At 69.2% G+C, this 25,442-nt stretch carries 18 protein-coding genes and 1 pseudogene; 9 read left to right on the top strand and 10 right to left on the bottom strand.

Annotation, left to right across the window (positions count from 1 at the left end; all coding sequences use genetic code 11):
- Nucleotides 1-84: 84 nt before the first annotated feature.
- Entirely contained in the window at nt 85-822 is a 738-nt protein-coding gene (locus AB0J16_RS58230; RefSeq protein ID WP_358557606.1) for a FadR/GntR family transcriptional regulator, read from the bottom strand.
- A 334-nt stretch (nt 823-1,156) separates the two neighbouring features.
- On the opposite strand from AB0J16_RS58230, the gene AB0J16_RS58235 reads away from it, so the two are divergent.
- The 3 genes from AB0J16_RS58235 (at nt 1,157) to AB0J16_RS58245 (ending at nt 8,199) form a co-directional block, all read left to right on the top strand.
- Nucleotides 1,157-3,538, top strand: coding sequence for an RICIN domain-containing protein (locus tag AB0J16_RS58235; RefSeq protein ID WP_358557609.1), 2,382 nt, complete (start codon nt 1,157-1,159; stop codon nt 3,536-3,538).
- A 94-nt stretch (nt 3,539-3,632) separates the two neighbouring features.
- The gene (locus AB0J16_RS58240) at nt 3,633-6,446 is read left to right on the top strand and encodes a carbohydrate-binding protein (protein WP_358557611.1); all 2,814 of its coding nucleotides are present in this window, start codon (nt 3,633-3,635) and stop codon (nt 6,444-6,446) included.
- 10 nt (nt 6,447-6,456) lie between these two features.
- Complete coding sequence (locus tag AB0J16_RS58245) at nt 6,457-8,199, top strand: ThuA domain-containing protein (RefSeq protein WP_358557614.1); 1,743 nt, start codon at nt 6,457-6,459, stop codon at nt 8,197-8,199.
- A gap of 30 nt (nt 8,200-8,229) precedes the next feature.
- Here AB0J16_RS58245 and AB0J16_RS58250 read toward each other — a convergent pair whose 3' ends face one another.
- From AB0J16_RS58250 to AB0J16_RS58280, 7 genes are read right to left on the bottom strand one after another with little or no spacing between them, the layout of a single operon-like run.
- Nucleotides 8,230-9,561: a nucleotide pyrophosphatase/phosphodiesterase family protein gene (locus AB0J16_RS58250; RefSeq protein WP_358557617.1), complete on the bottom strand. Its 1,332-nt coding sequence runs from the start codon at nt 9,559-9,561 to the stop codon at nt 8,230-8,232.
- The gene (gene eboE / locus AB0J16_RS58255; RefSeq protein ID WP_358557667.1) at nt 9,561-10,673 is read right to left on the bottom strand and encodes a metabolite traffic protein EboE; all 1,113 of its coding nucleotides are present in this window, start codon (nt 10,671-10,673) and stop codon (nt 9,561-9,563) included. The genes AB0J16_RS58250 and eboE overlap by 1 nt, the downstream gene beginning before the upstream one ends.
- Nucleotides 10,674-10,675: 2 nt before the next feature.
- Nucleotides 10,676-11,521 carry a TatD family hydrolase gene (locus AB0J16_RS58260; protein WP_358557620.1) on the bottom strand — a complete coding sequence of 282 codons (846 nt, stop codon included), beginning with the start codon at nt 11,519-11,521 and terminating at the stop codon, nt 10,676-10,678.
- Nucleotides 11,522-12,028 carry an EboA domain-containing protein gene (locus AB0J16_RS58265; RefSeq protein WP_358557623.1) on the bottom strand — a complete coding sequence of 169 codons (507 nt, stop codon included), beginning with the start codon at nt 12,026-12,028 and terminating at the stop codon, nt 11,522-11,524.
- Nucleotides 11,973-12,791 carry a TIM barrel protein gene (locus AB0J16_RS58270; RefSeq protein WP_358557626.1) on the bottom strand — a complete coding sequence of 273 codons (819 nt, stop codon included), beginning with the start codon at nt 12,789-12,791 and terminating at the stop codon, nt 11,973-11,975. Before AB0J16_RS58270 ends, AB0J16_RS58265 begins: the two co-directional genes overlap by 56 nt.
- Nucleotides 12,706-13,551 (bottom strand): SCO3242 family prenyltransferase, encoded by an 846-nt coding sequence (locus tag AB0J16_RS58275; RefSeq protein WP_358557629.1) that lies wholly within the window; start codon nt 13,549-13,551, stop codon nt 12,706-12,708. Before AB0J16_RS58275 ends, AB0J16_RS58270 begins: the two co-directional genes overlap by 86 nt.
- Nucleotides 13,548-14,681, bottom strand: a complete 1,134-nt coding sequence (locus tag AB0J16_RS58280; RefSeq protein WP_358557632.1) for an inositol-3-phosphate synthase — start codon at nt 14,679-14,681, stop codon at nt 13,548-13,550. Before AB0J16_RS58280 ends, AB0J16_RS58275 begins: the two co-directional genes overlap by 4 nt.
- 258 nt (nt 14,682-14,939) lie before the next feature.
- Here AB0J16_RS58280 and AB0J16_RS58285 point away from each other — a divergent pair, with 258 nt between their 5' ends.
- From AB0J16_RS58285 to AB0J16_RS58305, 5 genes are read left to right on the top strand one after another with little or no spacing between them, the layout of a single operon-like run.
- On the top strand, nt 14,940-16,370 hold the full coding sequence (locus AB0J16_RS58285) for a sugar ABC transporter ATP-binding protein (protein ID WP_358557670.1): 1,431 nt from the start codon (nt 14,940-14,942) through the stop codon (nt 16,368-16,370).
- Nucleotides 16,371-17,384: an ABC transporter permease gene (locus tag AB0J16_RS58290; protein ID WP_358557635.1), complete on the top strand. Its 1,014-nt coding sequence runs from the start codon at nt 16,371-16,373 to the stop codon at nt 17,382-17,384. It begins immediately after the preceding gene.
- On the top strand, nt 17,381-18,331 hold the full coding sequence (locus AB0J16_RS58295) for an ABC transporter permease (RefSeq protein ID WP_358557637.1): 951 nt from the start codon (nt 17,381-17,383) through the stop codon (nt 18,329-18,331). Before AB0J16_RS58290 ends, AB0J16_RS58295 begins: the two co-directional genes overlap by 4 nt.
- A complete protein-coding gene (locus AB0J16_RS58300; RefSeq protein WP_358557640.1) occupies nt 18,318-19,514 on the top strand; it encodes an ABC transporter substrate-binding protein in 1,197 nt (398 codons plus the stop codon). Before AB0J16_RS58295 ends, AB0J16_RS58300 begins: the two co-directional genes overlap by 14 nt.
- A gap of 37 nt (nt 19,515-19,551) precedes the next feature.
- Nucleotides 19,552-20,385: a sugar phosphate isomerase/epimerase family protein gene (locus AB0J16_RS58305; protein WP_358557643.1), complete on the top strand. Its 834-nt coding sequence runs from the start codon at nt 19,552-19,554 to the stop codon at nt 20,383-20,385.
- A 13-nt stretch (nt 20,386-20,398) separates the two neighbouring features.
- On the opposite strand, the gene AB0J16_RS58310 is transcribed toward AB0J16_RS58305, so the two are convergent.
- Nucleotides 20,399-20,647 carry a hypothetical protein gene (locus AB0J16_RS58310; protein ID WP_358557646.1) on the bottom strand — a complete coding sequence of 83 codons (249 nt, stop codon included), beginning with the start codon at nt 20,645-20,647 and terminating at the stop codon, nt 20,399-20,401.
- A gap of 138 nt (nt 20,648-20,785) precedes the next feature.
- Here AB0J16_RS58310 and AB0J16_RS58315 point away from each other — a divergent pair, with 138 nt between their 5' ends.
- A complete protein-coding gene (locus tag AB0J16_RS58315; protein WP_358557649.1) occupies nt 20,786-24,262 on the top strand; it encodes a ThuA domain-containing protein in 3,477 nt (1,158 codons plus the stop codon).
- A gap of 125 nt (nt 24,263-24,387) precedes the next feature.
- Here the strand turns inward: AB0J16_RS58315 and AB0J16_RS58320 are convergent.
- Nucleotides 24,388-25,425: pseudogene (locus tag AB0J16_RS58320) on the bottom strand (arabinofuranosidase catalytic domain-containing protein).
- Between the last annotated feature and the right edge of the window lie 17 nt (nt 25,426-25,442).

The following is a 25,442-nucleotide window of genomic DNA, read 5'->3' on the forward strand; positions in this document are numbered from 1 at the left end:
CTCGATGAAACGTTCATCCGCCGTCGGCCCGGCTGATCAGGTCTCGTCAGTTCCCAGCGGGGCGAACCGGTTCGGAGGGCCGGATCACTGGGAGGAGAAGAGGCGCTGCTGGATCTCTCTCCGGTAGTCGTCGAGGGTGTTGTCGATGTGCGTGGCCGCGGCCTGGGCGGCCGCTTCCGGGTCGCCGGCGCGGATGGCCTGGTAGATGGCGTCGTGCTCCTCGACGGCCTTGGCGGCATGCCCGCCCACCGAGCCGCGCAGCCCGATGAGGTTGGACTGCGCCTGCAGCCTGCGCGCCTCCCGCACCGCCACCTGGAGGAACATGTTGTGCGAGGCCGTGGCGATGGCGGTGTGAAAGGTGTCGTCGCCCTTGTTGAACAGGTCTTCTTGGCCGGTCTCGAAGCCGTGGCGGCACACGCCGGCCGCCTCCTCGATGGCCCTCAGCTCCGCCGGAGTGGCGCGGCGGGCGGCCAGCCTGCTGGTCTCCATCTCCTGCGCCCTGCGGAACTCGAACAGCATGTAGACGTGGTCGAGGTCGGTCGGGAGGAAGAAGGAGGCCCAGCGCCCGGTGCCGAACATCCCCTCGTCGTCGGCCACGTACAGGCCGCGGCCCTTCTGGGCGCGTACCCGGCCGAGCGCGGAGAGTATCTTCACGGCCTCGCGCACCACGGTGCGGCTGGTGCCCAGTTGCCCGGCCAGCTCGATCTCGGTCGGCATGCGGTCGCCCGGGCGCAGGCCGAGCCGGACGATGTATTCAAGTACCTGCTCGGCGGCCACCTCGTAGCCCGGCCGGTATCCGCTCTCGCGCGGGGTGTCGGTCACCGTGCTTCCTCCTCGCCGTTCCCTGCAAAGTATGACTGATGTGGGTTCCTCCCAAGCTCAGAGGTATTGCCGATGAGTACGACACATATGAACGGTTCATACGAGGACGATCGGCGCGGGTAACCGCGATGGCTGGCATTACCGCTGGTAAAGAAGAAATGCGGCTAACTATGGCCAGGCGCTAGGTGTGCAAATGGTGAAATAAGCGGGCTTAAGGTCTTGACGGCTATCGCTACTCACAACGTAATTAGAGGCGAGGACCCTCAGAAGGGTGTCACCTGCCTGAGCAGCAGGGCGTGACCTGGCCACACCCGTACCCCCCAAAGGAACAACTGTGCAGTCACCTTCGCCCGTCACGGCACTGAGACCGGCTCTGATCGGCATCGTCGCCGCGGCGCTGGCCGCGGCCTTCGCCCTCATCGCCCCCGCCACCCCAGCCCTGGCGGCCACCACGACCCTGTACGCGTCACCCGCCGGCACCGGCACCGCCTGCACGTCCGCCCAGCCGTGCTCGCCGGCCGCGGCGCAGGCGGCGGTACGTTCGCTGAACGGCGCGATGTCCGGTGACATCGTCGTGGAACTGGCCGACGGGGTGTACCGGCTCTCCGCGCCGCTCCGGCTGGCCGCCGCCGATTCCGGGAACAACGGCTACTCCGTCAAATGGCAGGCTGCGGCGGGCGCCCATCCCGTCATCAGCGGAGCCAGGGCGGTCACCGGATGGACCGTGGCCGACTCGGGGAAGAACATCTGGCGCGCCGACGTCGGCGCCGGGATCGACACCCGGCAGCTGTACGTCAACGGCGCCCTCGCCACGCGGGCGCGTACGGCCGTGAACCGGTCGGACTTCACCGCGAGCAGCACCGGCCTGAGGTTCGGCAACAGCGCGCTGAACTATCTGAACAACCTGGCCAACCAGAACCGGGTCGAGATGGAGAGCGTGGGCTCGTTCACGGACCGGTATGTGACGGTGCAGAGCATCAGCGGGAACTTCATCACGATGCAGCAGCCCGGCTGGAACAACAACACCTTCGGGTACGACACCTTCACGCAGCCGCACCGGGCGGGTCCGCTGTACCTGGAGAACGCCTACGAGTTCCTGGACGCACCGGGGGAGTGGTACATCAACCCCGGCACCGGCGTCCTGTACTACATCCCGGTTGCCGGGCAGAACATGAGCAATGTCAGCGTCGAGCTGCCGATTCTCCAGTCCCTGGTGAACGTCGGAGGCACCTACGACGCGCCCGCGCACCACATCACGTTCAGCGGGATCACGTTCAGCGGGACGACCTGGCTCGGGCCCAGCGGCAACCAGGGCTACGCGGACCAGCAGACCGGCGCCTACATCGCGGGTAACTGGAACTGGCCCGCCGACAGGCTGACCTCCTGCCAGGAGGGCTGCCAGCAGTTCGAGGCCGCGCGGCCGAACTGGTACCAGATGCCGGCCGCCGTACAGGTGTCCGCGGCCAACAACATCACCTTCACCGACTCCCGGTTCGTCAACCTCGGTCAGACGGCCGTGGGCATCGGCAACGACGCCAACGCGCATGCCAGCGGTGTCGGCCTGGGCGCCGCCGACATCACGGTCACCCGGTCCGAGATCGCCCAGAGCTCGGCCGGCGGCATCGTGGCCGGCGGCGTGCGCGCCGACGCGCACCACCCCGGTGACCAGCGGATGGTCAACCGGAACATCACCGTCAGCAACAACCGCATCCACGACCTCGGCCTGGACCACCGCGGCATCGTCTCGGTCCTGACCACCTACGTCACCGGCACCGACGTGTCGCACAACGAGGTCTACAACCTGCCGTACACCGGCATGTCGATCGGGTACGGCTGGGGCGCCAACGAGCCGGGCGGCAGCAACCAGTACGCCAACCGCGGCCTGTACAACTACCAGCCGCGTTACACCACGCCCACCACCGCGTCCGGCAACAAGCTCATCGGCAACTATGTGCATGACGTCATGCAGCAGATGACCGATGGGGGCTGTATCTACACGCTGTCGTGGAACCCGAACGCGGTGATCAGCGGCAACCACTGCCTCCGGACCAACGGCTGGTTCGGGATCTACTTCGACGAAGGCTCCAAGTACTACACCGTCAACGGCAACGTGCTCTCGAACACCGGCACCTGGGCAACCGCCAACTACTGGGGCGGCGAGAACATGGGGAACTTCACCGTCACCGGCAACTGGTCGACCAACGGCAGCACCAACGTGACCAACGGCGACCGCGGCAATGTGGTGAACAACAACGTCACCGTCGCCAACGGCGCCTGGCCGGCGGGTGCCCAGGCGGTGATGGCGTCCGCCGGTCCCCAGGGTCAGCCTTCGGGGGGCGCGAGTGCGTTCAAGGGTGCGGGGTCGGGGCGGTGCCTGGACGTCAGCGGAGCCTCGCAGGCGAACGGCGCGCAGGCGCAGATCTGGGACTGCAACGGCCAGGCCAACCAGCAGTGGACGGCGACCGCGAGCGGTGAGCTGCGGGTCTACGGCGGCAAGTGCCTGGACGTGAACGGGGCCGGCACCGCGGACGGCACCAGTGTGATCATCTGGGACTGCAACGGGCAGAACAACCAGAAATGGCGCCTCAACACCGACGGCACCATCACCGCGGTCGGCGCGAACAAGTGCCTGGACGTCAGCGGCACCGCCAACGGCACCAAGGCGCGCATCTGGACCTGCACCGGCGGCACCAATCAGAAGTGGACCCGCGCCTGACACCGTCCGGCGACGCACCCTCGGCGCCTCACTCTCGGGGACGAGAGGCGGGCCCTCCTTTCGCTCGAACCGATTCGATAGCAGAGGAACGCACATGCACCGACGTCCGTGGCTCACCTTGCTGACCACGATGGCGCTGATCATTCCCGGAGCGCTCGCGCTGAACGCCGCCCCGGCGAACGCCCTCGTGATCGCGGCGGCCGACTACCAGCAGGTGTCTCTCGCCTCGGGAGGTGCCGAGCTGGGTGAGGCGATGTCGCTGGCCGTGATGCCGAACCGGTCGGTGGTGCACACGGCGCGCGACGGCACGGTGCGCGTCACCGATGTCAACGGCAACACGAAGGTGGCCGGCAAGCTCAACGTCTACAGCCACGACGAAGAGGGCCTGCAGGGCGTGGCGGTGGACCCCGACTTCGCGTCCAACCGATACATCTGGCTCTACTACTCGCCGCGGCTGAGCACGCCCAACGGTGATGCGCCGAGCAACGGTACGCAGGCGCAGTTCGACCAGTGGAAGGGCGAGCTGCACGTGTCCCGGTTCGTGCTCAAGCCGGACGACACTCTCGACATGGCCAGCGAGAAGGTGGTCCTGCAGGTCCAGAACGACCGCGGCCTGTGCTGTCACGTGGGCGGGGACCTCGACTTCGACGCCGCCGGAAACCTCTATCTGACCACCGGCGACGACAGCAACCCCTTCGAGTCGAGCGGCTACTCCCCGCTGGACGAGCGGACCGACCGCAACCCGCAGTTCGACGCCCAGCGCTCGGCCGGCAACACCAACGACCTGCGCGGCAAGCTCCTGCGGATCAAGCCGCAGCCCGACGGCACCTACACGATTCCCAGCGGCAACCTGTTCCCGCCGGGGACGGCGAAGACCCGGCCGGAGATCTACGCGATGGGCTTCCGCAACCCGTTCCGGATGAGCGTGGACAAGGCGACCGGCATCGTCTACCTCGGCGACTACGGGCCGGACGCGGGCGTGACCAACGCCAACCGAGGACCGAGCGGGCAGGTGGAGTTCGACCGCATCACCTCTGCGGGCAACTACGGCTGGCCGTACTGCACGGGTACGAACACCACCAGCGAGACCTACAACGAATGGAACTTCGCCACCAACAGCACCGGTCCGAAGTACAACTGCGCGGGCGGCCCGACCAACAACTCCTTCCGTAACACCGGTCTGACCACGCTTCCTCCGGCGAGGCCGGCCTGGATCAGGTACGCGGGGGACGCCGGAAGTCCGCCGGAGTTCGGCTCGGGGTCGGAGTCGCCGATGGGTGGCCCGGTCTACCGTTACGACCCCAACCTGAACTCGGCCGTCAAGTTCCCCCAGACGCTCGACGGGCGGTATTTCGCCGGTGAGTACGGCCGGCGCTGGATCAAGACGATCGAGGTCAAGCCGGACGGCGCCTATGGGGCGATCTCGGCGTTCCCCTGGTCGGGGACGCAGGTGATGGACATGGCCTTCGGCCCCGACGGGGCCCTGTACGTCCTCGACTACGGCGACGGCAACAACAACCAGGCGCTGTATCGCATCGAGTACATCGGCAGTGCCAACCGCAATCCGATCGCCAAGGCGTCCGCCGACAAGACGTCGGGACCGGCTCCGCTGACGGTGGCCTTCTCCTCGGCGGGCAGCTCCGACCCGGAGGGTGGCGCGCTGACGTACTCGTGGAACTTCGGCGACGGCACCACCTCCACGGCGGCGAATCCGAGCAAGACCTACACCACGAACGGCGCCTACACGGCGACGCTCACGGTCCGGGACCCGCAGGGGCTCACCGGCACGGCTAATGTGATCGTGAACGTCGGCAACACCGCGCCGACGGTCATCCTCACCACCCCTGCCGCCGGGCAGCTGTTCTCCTTCGGTGACACCGTGCCCTTCCAGGTCACCGTCACCGACCCGGAGGACGGCACGATCGACTGCGCCGGGGTCACCGTCGCCTACTTCCTCGGCCACGACAGCCACCGCCACCAGATCACCTCCACGACCGGCTGCTCGGGCTCCATCTCCGTGCCGGTGGACGGTGAGCATGACGCCGCGGCCAACATCTACGGCGTCTTCGTGGCCTCCTACACCGACAAGGGCGGTCTGACCTCCACCAGCGACCGTACGCTCCAGCCGCGGCACCGGCAGGCCGAGCACTTCGGCGTCCAGCAGGGCGTCCAGACGGCTGACCACGCCACCGCGGAAGGCGGCAAGACGGTCGGCTTCACCGACGACGGCGACTGGATCTCCTTCCAGCCGTACAACCTCGGCAACGCGACAAGGGTCACCGCCCGGGTGTCCTCGGCCGGCGCGGGCGGCCGGATCGAGGTGCGCGCGGGCTCAGCGACGGGCACACTGCTGGGAACGGTGAACGTGGCGAGCACCGGCAGCTGGGACACCTTCGCCGACGTCTCGGCGAACCTCAGCGGCGCGCCGACCGGCACCACCACGCTCTATCTGGTCTTCCGTGGCCCGACCGGACAGGGTTACCTGTTCGACGTGGACGCCTTCACTCTCGACACCGGCACCCCGCCCTCGGGGAGCACGAGTGCCGTGAAGGGTGCGGAGTCTGGCCGGTGCCTGGACGTCAGCGGCACCGCCAACGGCGCGCAGGCGCAGCTGTGGGACTGCAACGGGCAGTCCAACCAGCAGTGGACCTCGACCGCCGCGGGTGAGCTGCGGGCCTCTGGTGGCAAGTGCCTGGATGTGAACGGTGCCGGGACGGCGGACGGCACCGCGGTGATCATCTGGGACTGCAACGGGCAGAACAACCAGAAGTGGCGCCTGAACGCCGACGGCACCGTCACCGCGGTCGGCGCGAACAAGTGCCTGGACGTCAGCGGCACCGCCAACGGCACCAAGGCGCGCATCTGGACCTGTACCGGAGGAACCAACCAGCGCTGGACCCGCGTCTGAAAGGACACCCATGCTGCGACCCCTCATCCCCGCCGCGCTCGGGCGCGTCGCGGGGAGCGACCGAAAGACATCTGTGCTGCGACGCCTGTCAATGGCGGTGGTGGCGATCACCGCCGCCGCGACGGTAATCCCCGCGATCCCCGCCCAGGCCGCCGCCTTCAAGGTGCTGGTGTTCTCCAAGACGGCCGCGTTCCGGCACGACTCGATCCCCAACGGGATCCAGGCCATCCGCGACCTGGGCGCCGCCAACGACTTCGCCGTCGACGCCACCGAGGACGCGAACGCCTTCACCACGGCCAACCTGGCCCAGTACAAGGCGGTGGTGTTCCTCAGCACCACCGGTGATGTGCTGAACGACAACCAGCAGGCCGCCTTCCAGACGTACGTGGACGGCGGTGGCGGTTACCTGGGGGTGCATTCGGCCGCCGACACCGAGTACAACTGGCCGTACTACGGGCAGCTGATGGGGGCCTGGTTCAACAACCATCCGGCCATCCAGCAGGCCACCGTGCGGACCGAGGACCGGGCGAACGCCGCGACCGCCCACCTCGGAGCGACCTGGTCACGTACCGACGAGTGGTACAACTACCGCACCAACCCCCGCCCGAACGTCCGGGTGTTGCAGAGCCTGGACGAGGGCAGCTACAGCGGCGGCAACATGGGCGATCACCCGATCACCTGGTGCCACCCCCAGTCCTCCGGCCGCGCCTTCTACACCGGCCTTGGTCACACCAAGGAGTCGTACGCCGATCCGAACTTCCGCACGCTGCTGCTCGGCGGAATCCGGTACGCGGCCAAGGCCACCAACGCCGACTGCCGCCCGGAGACCGGGTACACGACGTTGTACAACGGCTCGACGACGGGCTGGTCGCAGGCCGGGCCGGGGTCGTTCGCCAACAGCGACGCCACGCTGACCTCCCAGGGCGGCATGGGCATGCTGTGGTACAACGCCAAGGAGTTCCGCTCCTACTCCGTCAAGCTCGACTGGAAGATGACCGGCGACTCCAACTCCGGCGTCGTCGTCGGTTTCCCGGCCACCAGTGACCCCGACGCGGCGCTCAACACCGGATATGAGGTGCAGATCGACGCGACCGACACCCCGGACAAGACGACCGGGGCGATCTACGGGTTCAAGTCCGCCGACCTCGCCGCCCGCGACGCGGCGCTGAACCCGCCGGGTCAGTGGAACACCTATGAGCTGCTGGTAGAGGGTGAGCGGCTGCAGGTGTTCCTGAACGGCACCAAAATCAATGATTTCACCAACACCGATCCGGTCCGCTCGCTCCAGCAAGGCTACATCGGCATCCAGAACCACGGGTCCGGCGACGTGGTGTCGTTCCGCAACATCCGCGTCAAGGAACTGACCAGCACACCGGGCGGCTCGGGCACCCTCAAGGGTGTGGGGTCCGGCCGGTGCCTGGACGTCAGCGGCACCGCCAACGGCGCGCAGGCGCAGCTGTGGGACTGCAACGGGCAGTCCAACCAGCAGTGGACCTCGACCGCCGCGGGTGAGCTGCGGGCCTCTGGTGGCAAGTGCCTGGATGTGAACGGTGCCGGGACGGCGGACGGCACCGCGGTGATCATCTGGGACTGCAACGGGCAGAACAACCAGAAGTGGCGCCTGAACGCCGACGGCACCGTCACCGCGGTCGGTGCGAACAAGTGCCTGGACGTCAGCGGCACCGCCAACGGCACCAAGGCGCGCATCTGGACCTGTACCGGAGGAACCAACCAGCGCTGGACCCGCGGCTGAGGCCGATAGGGCGGCCCGGGGTGTCCGCGGTCAGCGGCTTCCCCGGGCCAGGCCGGCCAGGAGGTCCTTGACCTCGGTCGCCTCGTAGGAGTCACGGTCGAACGGGCCGATGATCAGCGGGCCGTCGTCGGGGAGGTCGGGCAGCCGGCCGTGACTGCCCCGCACCGGCGCCGGGTCGAGCGGCACCACCCGCATCGTGTACCGGAAGCCCAGCTTCTTCCTGGCCAGCGCCGCCGCCGCGCGGAGCTTGACGAACGGATCACTCGGGTCCATGAACAGCTCGGCGGGGTCGTAGCCGGGCTTGCGGTGGATGTCCACGAGCCTGGCGAAATCCGGGGCGCGGTCGTCGGAGAGCCAGTAATAGTAGGTGAACCAGGCGTCGGGTTCCGCCACCGCGACGAGCTCGCCGGCGCGTTCGTGGTCGAGCCCGTATTTCGCCTTCCCCGCCTGGTCGAGCACCTCGTCCACGCCGGGCAGCTCGGCGATGACGGCGCGGGTGCGGTCGAGGTCGGCCGGGTCGCGCACATAAACGTGGGCCACCTGATGGTCGGCGACGGCGAAGGCCCGGGACGTCCACGGGTCGAGGTACTCCATCCCGGCCTGGGTGTGGACCTCCAGAAGACCCGCGGTGCGCAGCGCCCGGTTGATGTCCACCGGGCGCGACGCCGGGGTGATGCCGTACTCCGAGAGCACGACCACCTCGGCGTTCTCGGCGAGGAGCGGAGCCAGCGCGGCGTCGACCGCGCGGGCCGCCGCCACCGCCTCGGGGCCGGCGGGACCGTACCGCTGGAGGTCGTAGTCGAGGTGAGGCACGTAGACCAGCAGCAGATCGGGCCGTTCGCGGGCCAGGATGCGGCGGGCCGCGGCGATGATCCATTCGGAGGAGGCGATCCCCGCGTTGGGGCCCCAGTAGGTGAACAGGGGGAACGGCCCCAGCGCGGCCTCGAGGTCGTCGTGGAGCGAGGGCGGGCGGGTGTAGCAGTCGGGCGACTTGCGGCCGTCGGCGTGGTAGACGGGCCGCGGGGTGACGAGCAGGTCGGCCGGCGCGCCCATCGCATACCACCAGCAGACGTTGGCGGTGCGCAGGCCGGGCGCGGCGGTCCACAGCTGGTCGCCCTGGATGAGCGCGTTGTGCTGGCGCCACAGCAGCACCTCGCCGAGATCCCGGAAGTACCACCCGTTGCCGACGATGCCGTGGTCGCGGGGCATCGAACCGGTCAGCAGGGTGGCCTGCATCGAACAGGTGACGGCCGGGAGCACGGGCCGCAGCGCGGCCGCCGCGCCCGCCTTCGCCACGTTCGGCATGTGCGCGAGCAGGCGCGGGGTCAGCCCGACGACATTGATCACGATCAGCGGCGCCATCACGTCTCCTTCAGCCCGAGGGCGGCGAGCTGCCCCCGCATCCAGTCGAGCTCGGCGGCGATGCCTTCCGCGACGTCGGCCGGCGCGCCGGGAAGCACGTTCCACGTGTAGGTCTCCACCTCGACGTGCCTGGTCAGCGGCCGTTCTCCGCCGAGGAGCACGTTCAGCAGGTCACGCAAGTAGGGGGCGCTGGTGGCGAGCGGAGGGGGCGGCGCGTCGTGCAGCGGGACGTGGAAGTGCACGCGCCAGCTCTCGTCCGCGGGCAGAGCACCGGCCAGGGCCTCGCCCAGGTCGTCGGCGTATCCGGTGGCGGAGCGGGTCTGGTGGAGGAAACGGGGCTCGTCGAACGCGGCCAGCGCCGGCTGCGCCCCCGGCGGGGCCACCAAGGCGCACGACGCCTGGAGCTTCACGATGGGCAGCCCGGTGCGGGCGCCCGCGCCGGGTTCCTCGAAGCCCACGGCCATGTGGCAGGCGTCCAGGCAGAGGCCGAGGTGGTCATGATCCACCTCGCTCAGCAGGGCGGTCGCCTGGGGCGTCGTCTCGACGATGCAGCCGGGCTCCGGCTCGAAGCCCAGCCGGATGACCTTGCCGGTACGGCCGGCCAGCGCGCGCAGGCCCTGGGCGACCGCGTCGAGATTGGCCGTGACCGCCGCCGCTTTCTCTCTCGTCCACCCCGTCCGCCAGGCGAGGGGGAGGGTCGAGATCGTGCCCTCGGTGACGTCGTCCGGCAGCAGCGCGGCGAGGATCTCGGCGAGCCCGAGCGTGTAGCGCAACCGCTCCGCGTCGGCCCAGTCGGGGGTGTAGACACGGTACTTCACGATCTCGTCGTGGAAGCCGCGGTAGGGGAACCCGTTGAGGGTCACGACCTCCAGCCCGAGCGCGGTCAGCCGCTCGCGCAGCCCGGCGAGTTCCTCGGGCCGGGCGAGGAGGTCCGCGGCGGCGTACTGGGACAGCCACAGCCCGAGCCCGAGCCTTTCTACGCCGAGCAGGCGCCTGACCCGCGCGGCGACGCCGGACAACTGAGCGTGGATGCCGGGGAGATCCTCGGCGGCGTGGACGTTGGTGCAATAGGACAGGTGCACCGTCGAGCCGTCCGGATGGCGCAGCCGCATGGTCACCCCCGCCTGATCGTGTTGCCGGCGTGGTCGGGGCCGGCTTCCGAGCCGGTCTCGAGGTCGAGGCGGCCGCTCTGCCCGTAGAAGGCGACCGGATTGCGCCACAGCACCCGGTCCACGTCGTCCCCGCCGAAGCCGGCTGCGAGCATGACATCGGCCACCTCGCGCGTCTTGAGCGGGTCGCTCCGTCCCCAGTCGGCGGCCGAGTTCACCAGAATCCTGTCCGTGCCGTACTCCTTGAGCAGGGCCACCATCCGGTCCGGGTCCATCTTGGTGTCGGGGTAGATCGAGAACCCCATCCAGCAGCCCGCGTCCGCGACCATGCCGGCGGTCATCTCGTTGAGGTGGTCGATGAGCACCCGTTCGGGGGGTACCCCGGCGTCCCGTACCACATGGAGGCTCCGGCGGGTGCCCGCGGCCTTGTCCCGATGCGGAGTGTGCACGAGCACCGGAAGGTCATTCTCCTGCGCCAGGGCGAGCTGGGCCTCGAAGGCCCGTTCCTCTTCCGCCGTCATCGAGTCGTAGCCGATCTCGCCGACCGCGACGACGGAGTCCTTCAGCAGGTATCGCGGCAACTCGGCCAGCACCCCCGCGCACCGCTGATCGTTGGCCTCCTTGGGGTTGAGCGCGAGCGCGCAGTGGTGGTGGATGCCGTACTGCGCGGCGCGGTACGGCTCCCAGCCGAGCAGCGCGTCGAAGTAGTCGAGGAAGCTGCCCACGTTGGTACGGGGCTGCCCCAGCCAGAAGGCGGGTTCGACGACGGCGCGGACTCCCGCGGCGTGCATGCGCTGGTAGTCGTCGGTGGTCCGGGAGGTCATGTGGATGTGGGGGTCGAAGATGCGCATTCAGCTCCTCTCCAGGATGTCGCTCGGGACGGGCCGACCGGCCGCCCGCAGCTCCGCCGCGTAGTCCGACAGCATCCGGGCCAGTTCGGCGTCGAAGCGGCGGTCCAGCTCGGCCACCGCCGCCAGCGGGATCGACATGAAGACGCACTTGAGCACCCCCTGCCGGAAGGAGTGGTCGTCCAGCCACGCCGAGCCGTACGGGCCGAGGGCCGCGGCGACCAGTCGCGCGTCATTGGTGCGCAGCGCGTCCTCCACCAGCCCGACCGCCGTCCCTCCCAGGTCGAGCTCGTGCAGAGCGGTCAGGATCGCCAGTCGCTCGCCGCTGTCGCCGGCCTCGTACAGGCTGCGGATCACCGCGTGGTCGCCGTGCAGCGCGCCGAGCAGCGCGCGCCGGGCGCCAGGGCCGCCCCGCCGTTCGGCCTGCGGGAAGAGCCGGTGGATCGCGTACGGGTCAGCCTCGACCTGCCGGACGGCCTGTGCCGGCCATTCCTGTGCCGGCTCGTTCATGTGCCCTCCTCAAGAAGTCGATCGAGCGGCGGGCGACCTGCGGGGCCGCATGGCTGTGCCGGGCCAGCTCCACCGCCACCAGACCCGAGTAGCCGCGCAGAGCGGCGAGCACCGGCACGAAGTCGATCTCACCCTCGCCGAATTCCAGGTGCTCGTGAACTCCCCGGCGCATGTCCTCGATCTGCACGTGCACGGTGTACGGCAGCGCCCGGCGGACACAGGTGTCCAGGTCCTCCCGCTCCACGCAGTGGCAGTGCCCGATGTCGAGGGTGAGACCGAACCGGGTATGGGCGCCGAGCATCGTACGCAGCCGCTCGAACCCGTCCAGGTCGGCGACGAGCATCCCGGGTTCGGGTTCGAACCCCAGCGTGACGCCCACCTGGTCGCCTCGTCGAGCAGTCGTGCGCACTGGCGAACCAGCCGCGTGTACGCCTCCGCCTCCGGCATGCCGTCGGGCCGGACCCCGCTCCACAGATGCACCACGGGAGCGCCCAGGTCGGCGGCGACCCGCATCGCCGTGGTCAGGAACTCCACTCTGCGCTCGGCGTCGTCGCTGATGAGGGTCGGATGGAGTTTGCGCAGGGGATCGAGGGTGTAACGCCCGCCCGTCTCGACGACGGCATCGAGGCCCAGGCGTTCGAGGAGTCCAGCGAAGCCGTTGGTGCAGTAGGCCCACTTCACGATGTCGCCAGCCGGGATGAGAGCCACGTGCCCAGGGGAAGCGAACACAGCAGCGCGCCCGCCGCGGTGAACCGCCCGCCACCGGCGACCGCCGCCGCCTGGAGCGGTATCAGGCCGAGGATGCTGAGGCGGACGGCCTGCCGGACGTTCTCGGGGTCGGGACGGGCCCGTAACCCGGCCTGGACCGGGAGGGTGAAGGCGAGATAGCCGGCGATGAGGACGCCCGCTCCGGCCCGCGCGGCGGCTTGGTTGCGCACGCAGGAGGCGGCCGCGAGCCCGGCCGCAGCGGTGCTGGCCACGAGCGCGCGCTCGGCGATCCCGCGTGCCGCCCCCGTGACCTCGGTCCGGCCCAGGACGCTGATCCCGTAGGTGTGCGCACCTATCGCCAGCGCCATCGGCACGGCGGCTCTGACCTGCTCGCCCGCGCCCAGCAGCACGTCGAGCACGCGGCAGGCCGCCATCGAGGCCGGTCCCGCCGCCGTTCGTTTGAGGCCCAGGTCGTAGGCCCACACCGCGCCGGCCAGCAGACCGGCGACGGTGAGAGCGCGCCGGCCGCCGGCGACGGCGGCGGTGGCCAGGCCCGCGCAGGTCAGGGCGGCCGCGAGCCCGAGCGCGGCGCCCGGGCGGACCCGGCCTGACGGGATCGGGCGCTCAGGACGTTCGACGGCGTCCGCTTCACGGTCCGCCCAGTCGTTGAGCGCCATTCCCGACCAGTACATGAGCACCGACGCCAGGGCCAGGCCGGGTGCCGGACGCCGGCCGGCGGCGGCGGCCCCCGCCATGGTGTCCCCCGGCACCGACAGTGCGGCCGGTGCGCGGACCAGCTCGAGCAGCGCCCTCATGACAGCTCCTCGGCGAAGGCGCGCAGCCGGGCGTACTGGGCGGCCAGGGCGTGCTCGTCCGTCCCCAGCGGGCTCTTGAAGAAGTAGCCGAGCTCGGGCAGGACGCCGTGCCGCCCTTTCTCGTGCGCACGGGCGACCAGCCGGGCCAGGTCCAGGACGAGCGGAGCGGCCAGCGCCGAATCGCAGCCCTGCCAGGTGAACTGCAGCGTCATCCGCACGCCCAGAAAGCCGTCGAAGCTCACGTGGTCCCAGGCGGTCTTCCATTCTCCGAGATCCGGGACGTAGTCGATGTGCGTCTCACCCTCGACGGGTTCCCCCAGGACCTTCGCGACAACCTGGTCCTTGGACAGCTGCTTGCTGGACCTGGCGGCCGGATCGGCGAGTGTCGCCCCGTCGCCGCCGCCGAGCAGGTTGAGCCCGGACCAGGAGCGGATCCGAAGTGCCCGGTCGGCGAACATGGGTGCCAGGGCGCTCTTGACCAGGGTTTCGCCGGTCTTGCCGTCGCGTCCCGCGTACGGCACGCCCCGCCGGGCGGCGAGTTCCGCCAGGGCGGGCAGGGTCGGCCCGGTGGAGGGGGTGAACTCCACATAGCCGCACCCGGCGTGGAAGGCGGCATAGGCGTACAGCGAACTCGGCGGCAGGACGGCGTCCCCCGCGGCGAGCCGCTCCTCGAGGTCGGCCAGCCTCTTGAACTCCGGGCGCGAATCCACCGGGGGCTCGGTCGACGACACGTTGACGACGACCACCCGGGCCAGCCCGTGCCGGGCCCGGAAGCCGGCGATGTCGTCGATCAGTCGGGTCGCGGCCCGGCCGCCGTCGCCGGGGACGTAACCCGGCCGGATCTCGGCGTCGGCGGCGTCCAGATCGGACGCGAGCAGCCCAGGGAGGTCCGGTGATATGACCCCTGCTCTGCCCAGCTGTTCGGCGCGCTTGCGCAAGGAGGTCTCGGTGATGTCATGGCCGCCGAAGGCCAGGCCGGTCAGCGGAACCAGGTGCCCGGGAAAGCCGGGGGACTCGCTCACGCATCCTTGCGGGGTCGCCGCTCCCGCCCTGATGGCCGCCGCGCCCACGATGGCAGTGGTCGCCACGGATCCCCGTGCCCCGATAAGCCACACACCGAGCTTGTCCATGAAAGCTCCATCGTGTCGGGCCTAGCCCCGGATGCGGTAGGCATCCGATATGTAAGTATCTCCGATAGTAAGATCTACTTTTGTCGATGGTCAAGCATAAGCAGGCTTATCACTGTCTTATCGTGCGCCGCTTACGGGAATCACCGCTCATACAGGTGTGGGCCTTGCTTGACCGTCGATATAAGCCCGCTTAGCATCCCGCAGGATGAGAAATATAAGCCCGAAACTTGTCGATAGCCGGTGGGCCGCGTGCTGAGCATGCGCGGCATCGGCAAGAGCTTCCTGGGCGTGCGGGTGCTGTCCGGAGTGGACCTGGACGTGATGGCCGGTGAGGTCCACGCCGTCGTCGGCGAGAACGGCGCCGGCAAGTCCACCCTGATGAAGATCATCTGCGGGATTCACCCGCCGGACGAGGGCACGATCGAGATCGACGGTCGCCCCGTCTCCTTCGGCCATCCGCTCGAGGCGCAGCGCTCCGGCATCGCGATCATCCACCAGGAGTTCAACCTGCTGCCCGAGCGCACCGTCGCCGAGAACGTCTTCCTCGGGCGTGAGCCCGTCAGGCGCGGCCTGGTCGACCGGACCGCCATGGAGACGGCGACCGCGCGGCTCCTCGACGAGCTGGGTGAGGACCCCTTCGGCCCCCGCGACGCGGTCAAGCGCCTGTCGGTGGCACAGCAGCAGATCGTCGAGATCGTCAAGGCGTTGTCGGTGAAGGCCCGGCTCCTCGTCATGGACGAGCCCAGCGCGGCGCTCGCCGAGCACGAGGTCGAGCTGCTCTACCGGCTGACCGGGCGGCTGAGGGAACGCGGCGTCGCCGTCGTGTACATCTCCCACCGATTACGCGAGGTGTTCGATCTCGCCGACCGGATCACCGTCCTCAAGGACGGCTCGCGCGTCACCACGTGCCCGATCGGCGAGGTGACCCCTGACGAGCTGATCCGCCTGATGGTGGGGCGCGACCTCGGCACCTGCTTCCCGCCTCGCTCGGCGGGCGCCGGCGAGGTGCGGCTCAGCCTGCGCGCAGCGGGCAACCTCAAGCTCCGCGACATCGATCTGGAACTGCGTGCCGGGGAGATCGTCGGCATCGCGGGCCTGCAGGGATCCGGCAGATCGGAACTCGCCAAAGCGATCTTCGGCGCGGAGCCGTTCACCACGGGCGAGATGACCCCGTCGCGCCCGCGCTCGGTCAGGGAAGGCGTGGCCATGGGCATCGGGCTGGTGACCGAGGACCGCAAGGCCGAAGGGCTCGCATTGCGCCAGTCAGTGCGCGACAACGCCCTGCTCGTCGCCCGCGCGGTCGGCGCCAGGCACCGCAACGGCCTGCGCGACCTGCTCCAACGGGTACGCCTCTCGCCTGCGCGCCAGGAGCAGGAGGTCCGCTACCTGTCCGGAGGCAATCAGCAGAAGGTTGTGCTCGCCAAATGGATGACGATGGCGCCGCGGGTGCTGCTCTTCGACGAACCGACCCGGGGCGTCGACGTCGGGGCCAAGGCCGCGATCCACGAGCTGATGCGCGAACTGGCGAATGACGGCATGGCCATCATGATGATCTCTTCCGAGCTGCCCGAGCTCATCGGCATGAGCGATCGCGTCGTCGTCCTGCGCGACGGCCGCATCGCGGGCACGTTGCCGGCCGGGGCCTCCGAGGAGGCCATCATGCGCCTGGCCGCCGGAGAGGTGGCCTGAATGAACCTGCTCGTGCGCGGCCGCCGTCCCGCCCGCCGCGGCGAGGCGCACGGCGGCCTGGCGGCGCGATTGCGCGAACCCACGCAGGTGGTGTTCCTCGCGCTGCTCGGCCTGGTCGCGGTCGGCTGGGCCCTCGTCGCGCTCGATGGCGACCAGTTCCTCACCATGGAGAGCGTCGTCGGGATCCAGCAGCGTTCGGCGGCCCTCGGCATCGTGGCGATCGGGCAGACGCTGGCGATCCTCGGCGGGTCGCTCGACCTGTCCGTGGCGTACCTGATCAGCCTGGCCTCGCTGGTCGCGGCGGAGATCATGGCGGGCCAGGACGGGAAAGTCGTGCCCGCGGTCGCCGCGGTGCTGGCCATCAGCGCGCTGGTGGGTCTGGTGAACGGGCTGGTCATCACCGGGCTCCGGGTTCACGCCTTCATCGCCACGCTCGGCGTCGCCCTGATCATCAAGGGCATCGTGGACCACCTGTACGACGGCCCGGCGGGCAAGGTGCCCGAGTCGTTCCAGCTCCTCGGCTACTCCCGCATCGGGCCGATCCCCGTCTCCGCCATGCTCTGGGCCAGCGTGGCCGTCGTGGCCTGGTTCCTGCTGAGCAGGACCCGGCTGGGATACCGGATCTACGCGGTGGGCGGGAACGAGGAGGTCGCCCGGCTGTCGGGGATCCGTACGGGCCGCGTCATCGTGATCATCCACGTGCTCTGCTCGGTCTGCGCCGGCATCGCGGGCCTGCTGCTGGCCGCCAGGCTCGGGGCGGGGGCGCCCACAGTCGGCACGGACGGGGGCTACGACCTGGAGTCCATCGCCGCGGTCGTGCTCGGCGGGACCGCGCTGGCCGGAGGCAAGGGCGGGGTCGCGGGAACCGTGGGCGGGGTCCTGTTGCTGGCCGTCCTGGACACCATCTTCAACCAGCTCGAGATCAACTCCTTCGGCAAGGACGTGGTCCGCGGCGTGGTCATCGTCATCGCGGTGGCCGTCTACGCCCGGCGCGGGGCAAGGCGGCCGGCATGAGGCGGGCACTTCCCATCCTCGCGGTCCTCATGGTGCTGCTGGTCGCGATCGCGGTCGTCAACCCCTTCTTCCTGGAGCCCGCCGGGTTCCTGGCGTTCCTCAAACGGGCCGCGCCGCTGGTGATCCTCGCCGCGGGACAGTATTTCGTCATCGTCTCCGGCGAGTTCGACCTGTCGGTCGGCTCGCTGGTGACGGCCGAAGTGGTGATCGCCGCGCGGCTCATCGACGGCGACGAGTCCGCCACCGGGCCTGTCCTCGCCCTGCTGATCGTCGTCGGGCTCTTCGTCGGACTGGTCAACGGCGTGGTCACCACCAAGCTGCGAGTGCCGTCGTTCATCGTGACGCTCGGCATGCTGCTCGTCCTCAGCGGGGCGGTCTTCCTCTGGACCGGCGGCGCGCCGCGTGGCGCGCTGTCGCAGGGCTTTCGGATGTTCGGCCGCGGCGGCCTCGGGCCACTGCCGTGGTCGGTGCTGATCCTGCTGGCCGTGGGTGCGGTGGCGATCTGGCTCATGCGTGCCGATTTCGGCAAGACCCTCATCGCCACCGGCGACAACGTGCGTGCCGCGGCACTGTCCGGGGTCCGGGTCGACCGGGCCAAGATCTTCGCCTTCATGCTCTCCGGTCTGGCCGCGGCCGTCGCCGCGATCCTGCTCGGCGGCTTCGCCGGCGTCTCGGCCCAGGCGGGCCAGGGACTGGAGTTCTCGGCCATCACCGCGGTCGTGCTCGGCGGCGTGGTGCTCGGCGGCGGCCGCGGCTCCGTGCTCGCCGCCATGGCCGGTGCCTTCACGCTGGAGGCGTTGTTCACCCTGCTCAACCTGTACGGAATCTCGGGGGCGCTGGAGTTCACCGTGCAGGGCGTCATCATCATCGCCGCGGTCGCGGCGGGAGCCATCCGACTTCCCCGGAAGTTCACCCCCCGAAGAGGAGACGCACATGCCGCGTCATAAGGCCGCGGTCGCCGCGGCCACCGCGCTCGTCCTCGCCGGCTGCACCACCGACAAGCCGGTGGCCACCACACAACCCGCGGCGCCGGCCGCGAGCGCTCAGGGTTCGGGCACGGGCGCGCAGTCGAAGTTCTTCGTACAGGCGGACTTCGACGCTCAGCTGGCGATGCGCTCCCAGACGCCGCAGGGCCCCACGGACAAGCCCTGGGAGCAGGTCATCGCCCCGAAGATGGTCGACACGGCGAAGTACAAGAAGGACGGGCCGTACCACCTGTGCTTCTCCAACGCCGCGGTCAACAACCCCTGGCGCCAGGTCGGCTGGAAGACGATGCAGGCAGAGGCCGGCCTGCACAAGGAGATCGAGAAGTTCACGGCCCTCGACGCCGAGGGCAAGGACGACAAGCAGATCTCCGACATCGCCGAGCTGCAGGCCAAGGACTGCGACGCGCTGATCGTCTCGCCGAACACCACGGCCACGCTCACCCCCGCCGTGACGGCCGCCTGCGCGAAGGTGCCCGTCATCGTGTTCGACCGGGGCGTGCAGACGGACTGCCCGGTGACGTTCATCAAGCCCATCGGCGGCTACGCCTTCGGCGCCGACGCCGCCGAATTCCTGGTCGAGAAGGTGCCGGCGGGTGGGAAGGTGCTGGCGCTGCGCATCCTGCCCGGCGTGGACGTGCTGGAGACCCGCTGGTCGGCGGCGAAGGTGGTCTTCGACAAGAGCCGGCTCCAGGTGGTGGGGGTGGAGTTCACCGACGGCGACGCCGCCAAGACCAAGAGCATCGTCAGTGACTACATCCAGCGGCACGGCAAGATCGACGGCGTCTGGATGGACTCCGGCGCCACGGCGGTGGCGGCGATCGAGGCGTTCGAGGACGCGGGCGTGCCGGTGCCGCCGATCAACGGCGAGGACCAGCAGGACTTCCTGCAGAAGTGGAAGGATGCCGGCCTCACCGCCGTGGCGCCCACGTACCCGACCTACCAGTGGCGCACCCCGCTCATCGCCGCGCTGAAGATCCTCAAGGGCGAGGAAGTGCCCAAGATGTGGAACCTGCCACAGCCGGAGGTCACCAGCGAGAACCTGTCGACCTACCTCAAGCCCAACATGCCGCCGCTGCACTACGCGCTGTGCGGTTGTGAGGACCTGCCCGGGTTCCCGGAGGCCTGGGGCGGGAAGAAGAGCTGATCGGCTCCTTCCGCGAACCGACGACGAAGAGGGACGCATGTTCTCCATCGGAGTGAACACCTGGGTCTGGGTCTCCCCGCTGACCGACGACGACCTGGCGCGGCTCGCGCCCCGCATCGCCGGGTGGGGCTTCGACGTCATCGAGCTGCCCGTCGAGCAACCCGGCGAGTGGAACCCGGACAAGGCCGCGGCGGTGCTGGCCGAGCACGGGCTGGCCGCGTCCGTGGTGCTCGTCATGCCGCCGGGGCGCGAGCTCGTGGCCGCCTCCCCGGAGACCGTCCGCGACACTCAGGACTATCTGCGGCACTGCGTCGACGTAGCGGTGACCGTCGGCTCTCCGGTGATCGGGGGGCCGGCGTACGCCTCGGTCGGCCGTACGTGGCGGCTGTCACCGGACGAGCGCCGGCAGGTCTACGCCGAGTTGCGTGAGCGGCTGCGGCCCGTCCTGGACCACGCGGCCGAGCACGGGGTGAGGCTCGCGGTCGAGCCGCTCAACCGGTACGAGACCAGCCTCATCAACACCGTCGAGCAGGCCCTCGACGCGCTGCCCGAGGACTGCCACCTGGCGCTCGACACCTACCACATGAACATCGAGGAGAAAGACCCCGCCCAGGCGGTGCGGTCCGCGGCGGATCGGATCGCGCACGTGCAGGTGTGCGGCACCGATCGCGGCACGCCGGGTGCCGACCGCTTCGACTGGCCCGGCTTCACCGGGGCCCTGCACGACGTCGGCTATCAAGGGCCGCTCGTCATCGAGTCGTTCACCGCCTACAACCAGACCATCGCCACCGCGGCCGCCATCTGGCGGCCCCTCGCGCAAAGCCAGGACGCGCTCGCCGTGGACGGCCTTGCCTACCTGCGCACCCTCTGATCAAGACAGCGACTCATTTGGCGAACCGGCGGCAGCCGGCCTTGAAAGTTTCATACTTATTCAATGACCTTCCCTTGCCCAATTGGGTGTCGGTGGGACAGCGCGGCATCGGCGGTACCGCCTGCACCTGCAGATTTCCGATAAAGGCAGTGAGGCCCTGGCCGAGTGGAAGCGGAAAGGTGGTCCTGGATTCGCTGACCGGATAAGCATGCTTGACACGTACGTTGGCCCGGCCTATTTTCATTTCGAATCGATTCGACACCTTGTCGCATGGTCAGGCCCCGCCGCCCGGATCGATGGGTGGGCCGCTGCTGAAGACGACCGGCATCGGCCGAGACGACGCATGCCTTCCCACCCTTCAGCTCCGCCCGTTGCCGGTAACCCCCCCAGGAGATCCTTCATGCGAACATCACGCCTGCTTTCCGCCCTCGCCGCAGCCTTATTAGGGCTGTGGCTGTCCGCGGTGCCGCTGGTGGCGCACGCGGCCGCTCCGCAGTTCAGGGTGCTGCTGTTCAGCAAGACCGCGAGCGGCGCCTATCGGCATGACTCCATCCCCGCCGGTATCGCGATGTTCCAGCAGATGGCGGCCGACAACAACTTCCAGCTCGACCAGAGCGAGGACTCCGCCGTCTTCACGGCCGCGACCCTGAACACCTACGACGCGGTGATCATGTTGCAGACCAGCGGCATGGTGTGGGACAACGACGCCCAGCGTCAGGCCTTCCAGGCGTACGTGCGCGGCGGCCACGGCGTCGTCGCGATCCACAACGCCACCGATATGAACATCGAGGCGCAGTTTCCCTGGTGGGACCAGGTCGCCCTGGCCGGCGCGCACATGACCGCGCATTCGGCGATCCTGCAGGGCACCGCCAAGGTGGCCGACAAGGTTCACCCTTCCACGAAAGGGCTGCCGGATCGGTGGGTGCGCTCGGAGGAGTGGTACAACTTCGACAAGAACCTGCGGGGCTCGGTGCACGTGCTGGTGAGCGCGGACGAGACCACCTATGACGCGGGGCCGAACAAGATGGGGGCCGATCACCCGATCTCCTGGTGCCACAACCCGGAGGGCGGCCGGGTGTGGGCCACCGCGATGGGTCACCAGGCGTCCTCCTATTCGGAGCCGCTGTTCAAGCAGCACCTGCTGGGTGGGGTGAAGTGGGCGGCGGGTGCGGCGCCGGGTGACTGCGGCGGCACCGTCGCGGCCCGGTTCCAGAAGGTGACCCTCGACGGCGCACCGGACCAGCCGATGGAACTCGACGTGGCCGGCGACGGCAGGGTCTTCTACATGTCGCGCTCGGGCAAGGTGAATCTGATCCCCGCCAATGGCGGGGGCACGCGCGTCATCGCCACCCTGCCGGTGTACGACGGCGGCGAGGACGGTGGCATCGGGCTGGCGCTGGATCCGGACTTCGCCACCAACGGCTGGATCTACGTCAACTATTCGCCGTCCAATGGCGGTGAGGTGAACCGGGTGTCGAGGTTCACCTTCAACGGCACCAGCCTCGACCTGGCGAGTGAGAAGAAGATCATCGAGGTTCCGGCGTACCGCAACGTCGACGAGCCCGGCCACACTGGCGGCTACCTCGCGTTCGGGCCGGGCGGGAACCTGTACATCGGCCCGGGTGACGACACCAATCCCAACGGGTCCAGCGGCTACGCCCCGATCGACGAGCGGTCGGGCCGGGAGCATTACGACGCCCAGCGGTCCGCGGCCAACACCAACGACCTGCGCGGCAAGATCCTGCGCATCCACCCCGAGCCCGGCGGCACCTACACGATTCCGTCCGGCAACCTGTTCCCGTCCGGCACCGCCAAGACGCGGCCGGAGATCTACGCGATGGGCTTCCGCAACCCGTTCCGCTTCTCGGTCGACAAGGTGACGGGCTGGATCTCGCTGGGCGACTACGGCCCCGACGCCGGCGCCGCGAACCCCAGTCGCGGTCCCGAGGGCACCGTCGAGTGGAACCTGATCAAGCAGCCGGGCTTCTACGGCTGGCCGTACTGCGTCGGCAACAACATCCCGTTCAACGACTACAACTTCGCCACCAACACCTCCGGCGCGAAGTTCAACTGCTCGGCGCCCGTCAACGACTCGCCCAACAACACTGGGCTGACCAATCTGCCCACGGCCAAGCCCGCGACAGTCTGGTACAACTACCACGCCTCGGCCGAGTTCCCCGAGATCGACTGCTGCGGCGGTGCCGCCCCGATGGGCGGCCCCTTCTACCGCTACGACCCGGCCAGTGGCTCTGACCGCAAGTTCCCCGAGTATTTCGACGGCACGCCGTTCCTCTATGAATGGAGCCGAAACGTCGTCAAGGAGTTCCGGCTGGACTCCTCGGGCAACCTCCTGAAGATCAACCCCTTCGTGGCACAGCTCGCCCCGCATGCGCCGATCGACATGAAGTTCGGTCCGGACGGCGCCCTGTACATGGCCGACTGGGGCAACGGATTCGGCCACACGAACACCGATGACAGCGTCTACCGGGTCGACTACGTCGCCGGAAACCGCGTGCCCCTGGCCAAGGCGAGCGCCAACCCCGACTCGGGCGCGGCGCCGCTGACGGTGGCGTTCTCCTCGGCCGGCTCATCCGACCCCGACGGCGACGCGATCACCTACGCGTGGGACTTCGGCGACGGCGGGACCTCCACCAGCGCCAACCCGTCCCACACCTACAGCGCCAACGGGACCTACACCGTCAAGCTGACCGTACGGGACTCCGGCGGGAAGACGGGCAGCGTCACGTTGCCCATCGTCGTCGGCAACAGCCGTCCCAAGGTCGTCTTCTCGGCTCCGCCCGACGGCGGGTTCATCGACTTCGGCGACAAGGTGACCTACACGGTGAACGTCACCGACCCCGAGGACGGCGCCGTCGACTGCGCCAAGGTCAACGTGATCACGGCGCTCGGCCATGACCAGCACGCCCACGACACCGGCCAGTACACCGGTTGCTCCGGGACGGTCACGACCACCGCGTCCGGCCATGACGAGGCCGCCAACGTCTACTACGTCCTGTCCGCCGACTACACCGACAAGGGCGGTCTGAAGGGCAGCGCCGGCATCACCCTGCAGCCCAAGCACAAGCAGGCCGAGCACTTCACCGGCTCGTCCGGAATCCGGATCGTCGACGAGCCCGGAGCCGAAGGCGGCAGGCGCATCGGCGACATCTCCAACAACGACTGGACTTCCTTCAGCCCGATCAACTTGTCCGGGATCGACACGGTGTCCTTCCGCGTCTCGGCGCCGTCCAACACCGGGGCGTCCATCGAACTGCACGCCGACTCGCCGACCGGGGCTCTCATCGCCTCCAGCCCCGTGCCGGCGACCGGGGGATGGAACACCTACGTGTCCCTGCCCGCGGTGCCGATCACCGATCCCGGTGGCACCCACAATGTCTACGTCGTCTTCAAGGCGCCGTCCGCGAACTCGTTCGACATGGACTCGTTCACCCTCAACGGCAGGGGCGTCGGGCAGGGCGACGGCTCGCCCCCGGGCAGCACGAGCGCGCTGCGGGGTCTGGGGTCGAACCGGTGCCTCAACGGAGCCTCATCGACGAACGGCGCGCAGGTGCAGATCTGGGACTGCGACGGGCAGACCGGCCAGCAGTGGACCTCGACCGCCGCGGGTGAGCTGCGGGTGTACGGCGGCAAGTGCCTGGATGTGAACGGGGCCGGGACGGCGGACGGCACCGCGGCGATCATCTGGGACTGCAACGGGCAGAACAACCAGAAGTGGCGCCTCAACGCCGACGGCACCATCACGGCGGTGGGGGCGAACAAGTGCCTGGACGTCTCCGGGAACGGCACCGCCAACGGCACCAAGGTGCAGATCTGGGCGTGCAACGGCCAGAACAACCAGAAGTGGACCCGCGTCTGAACGCCATGTGACGTCCAAACCGCTGGAGCCGGCCCGCTCTCTCGCGGCGGCTCCAGCGGTTGGACGGCGGGGGCAATGGTTCAGGGTGTTCCGCAGTCGCGGCGCTCGGTTCTACCGAGGACGATTCACCGGTAGCCGGCGGCGACGATGTTGGCCTGGACCGCGTTCTCGGTGGCGTCCGACGGATAGCCGGAGGTCATCACGCCCTCGTAGAAGGTGCCGGCGGAACCATGACTGTTGTCGCCGCCGATCCCGAGGATGATGGCCCCCTCCTTCTTCATCGGGTTGTAGCCCGCGACATTGGGCCGTGGCCCGTTGTAGAAGGTCGACACGCTGCCAGACTGCGCGTTGCCGCCCCGGATCGACCAGTGGTTCGGCTCGCCCTTGATGATGGCCGTCAGGTAGCGGTGGCTGATGCTCGGGTCGTTGGCGTTGTACTTCTGGTTCACCCCGGAGAACAGGCCGTTCTCGAGGTCGGCCATGATCCAGGGGCCGTTGCCGGCGCCGTAGCCCCAGACCTTGATGTTCCCGAAGTAGATGGCCTCCATGGTGCCGTTGCCGTTGTCACGGCTGTTGGTCTCGGCGTTGCCGTAGTCGAAGCAGCAGCCGCCGTTGTAGTGCGTGCCGTCGAAGATGGCGTACATCCCCTCGGGCTGATCTCCCTTGGCGATGCCGTTGGTGGTGTTGTTGCGGTATCCGACGCCGGGATCCACGTAGACACCGTACGCTTTGCCGCCGTAGACCGTGGTCGGGGCCTAGGCGGCGTTCGCGAGGTTGTCGTACCCGCCCGGAGCCGGGCCGGGGAAGCCGCCGGGAGGCGCCTGGGTGAGGCGGTTGTTACGACCCGACTGGTCGTAAATGATGGTGATGAGGCAGGTCGTGCCGGCGCAGAACGAATCCTGTGCCGCGGCGTTGGCGCCGCCGCCCGCGCTCAGCACTCCGATGTCCCGGGTGGCGTTGTCGGAGGCGCGGCGCACCTGGTAGAGCGGGCCGTTGTAGGAGGCGTACAGGGCACGGGTCGTGCTGTGCGCCGCCACGCACGGCGTGCCGCCCGAGGCGTAGATGTCACACGGCTGCCTTGACGGCGGCGGCGGTGGCGTGATGGTGGGAGTGGGGGTGGAGACGTCGCCGGTGAGCCGAGAGTGCCATCCGTCGGCGTACAGAGCTGGCCTGTCGCATG

Origin of the sequence: Nonomuraea sp. NPDC049750 (assembly GCF_040659625.1) — a bacterium.
Classification (GTDB): Bacteria; Actinomycetota; Actinomycetes; order Streptosporangiales; family Streptosporangiaceae; genus Nonomuraea.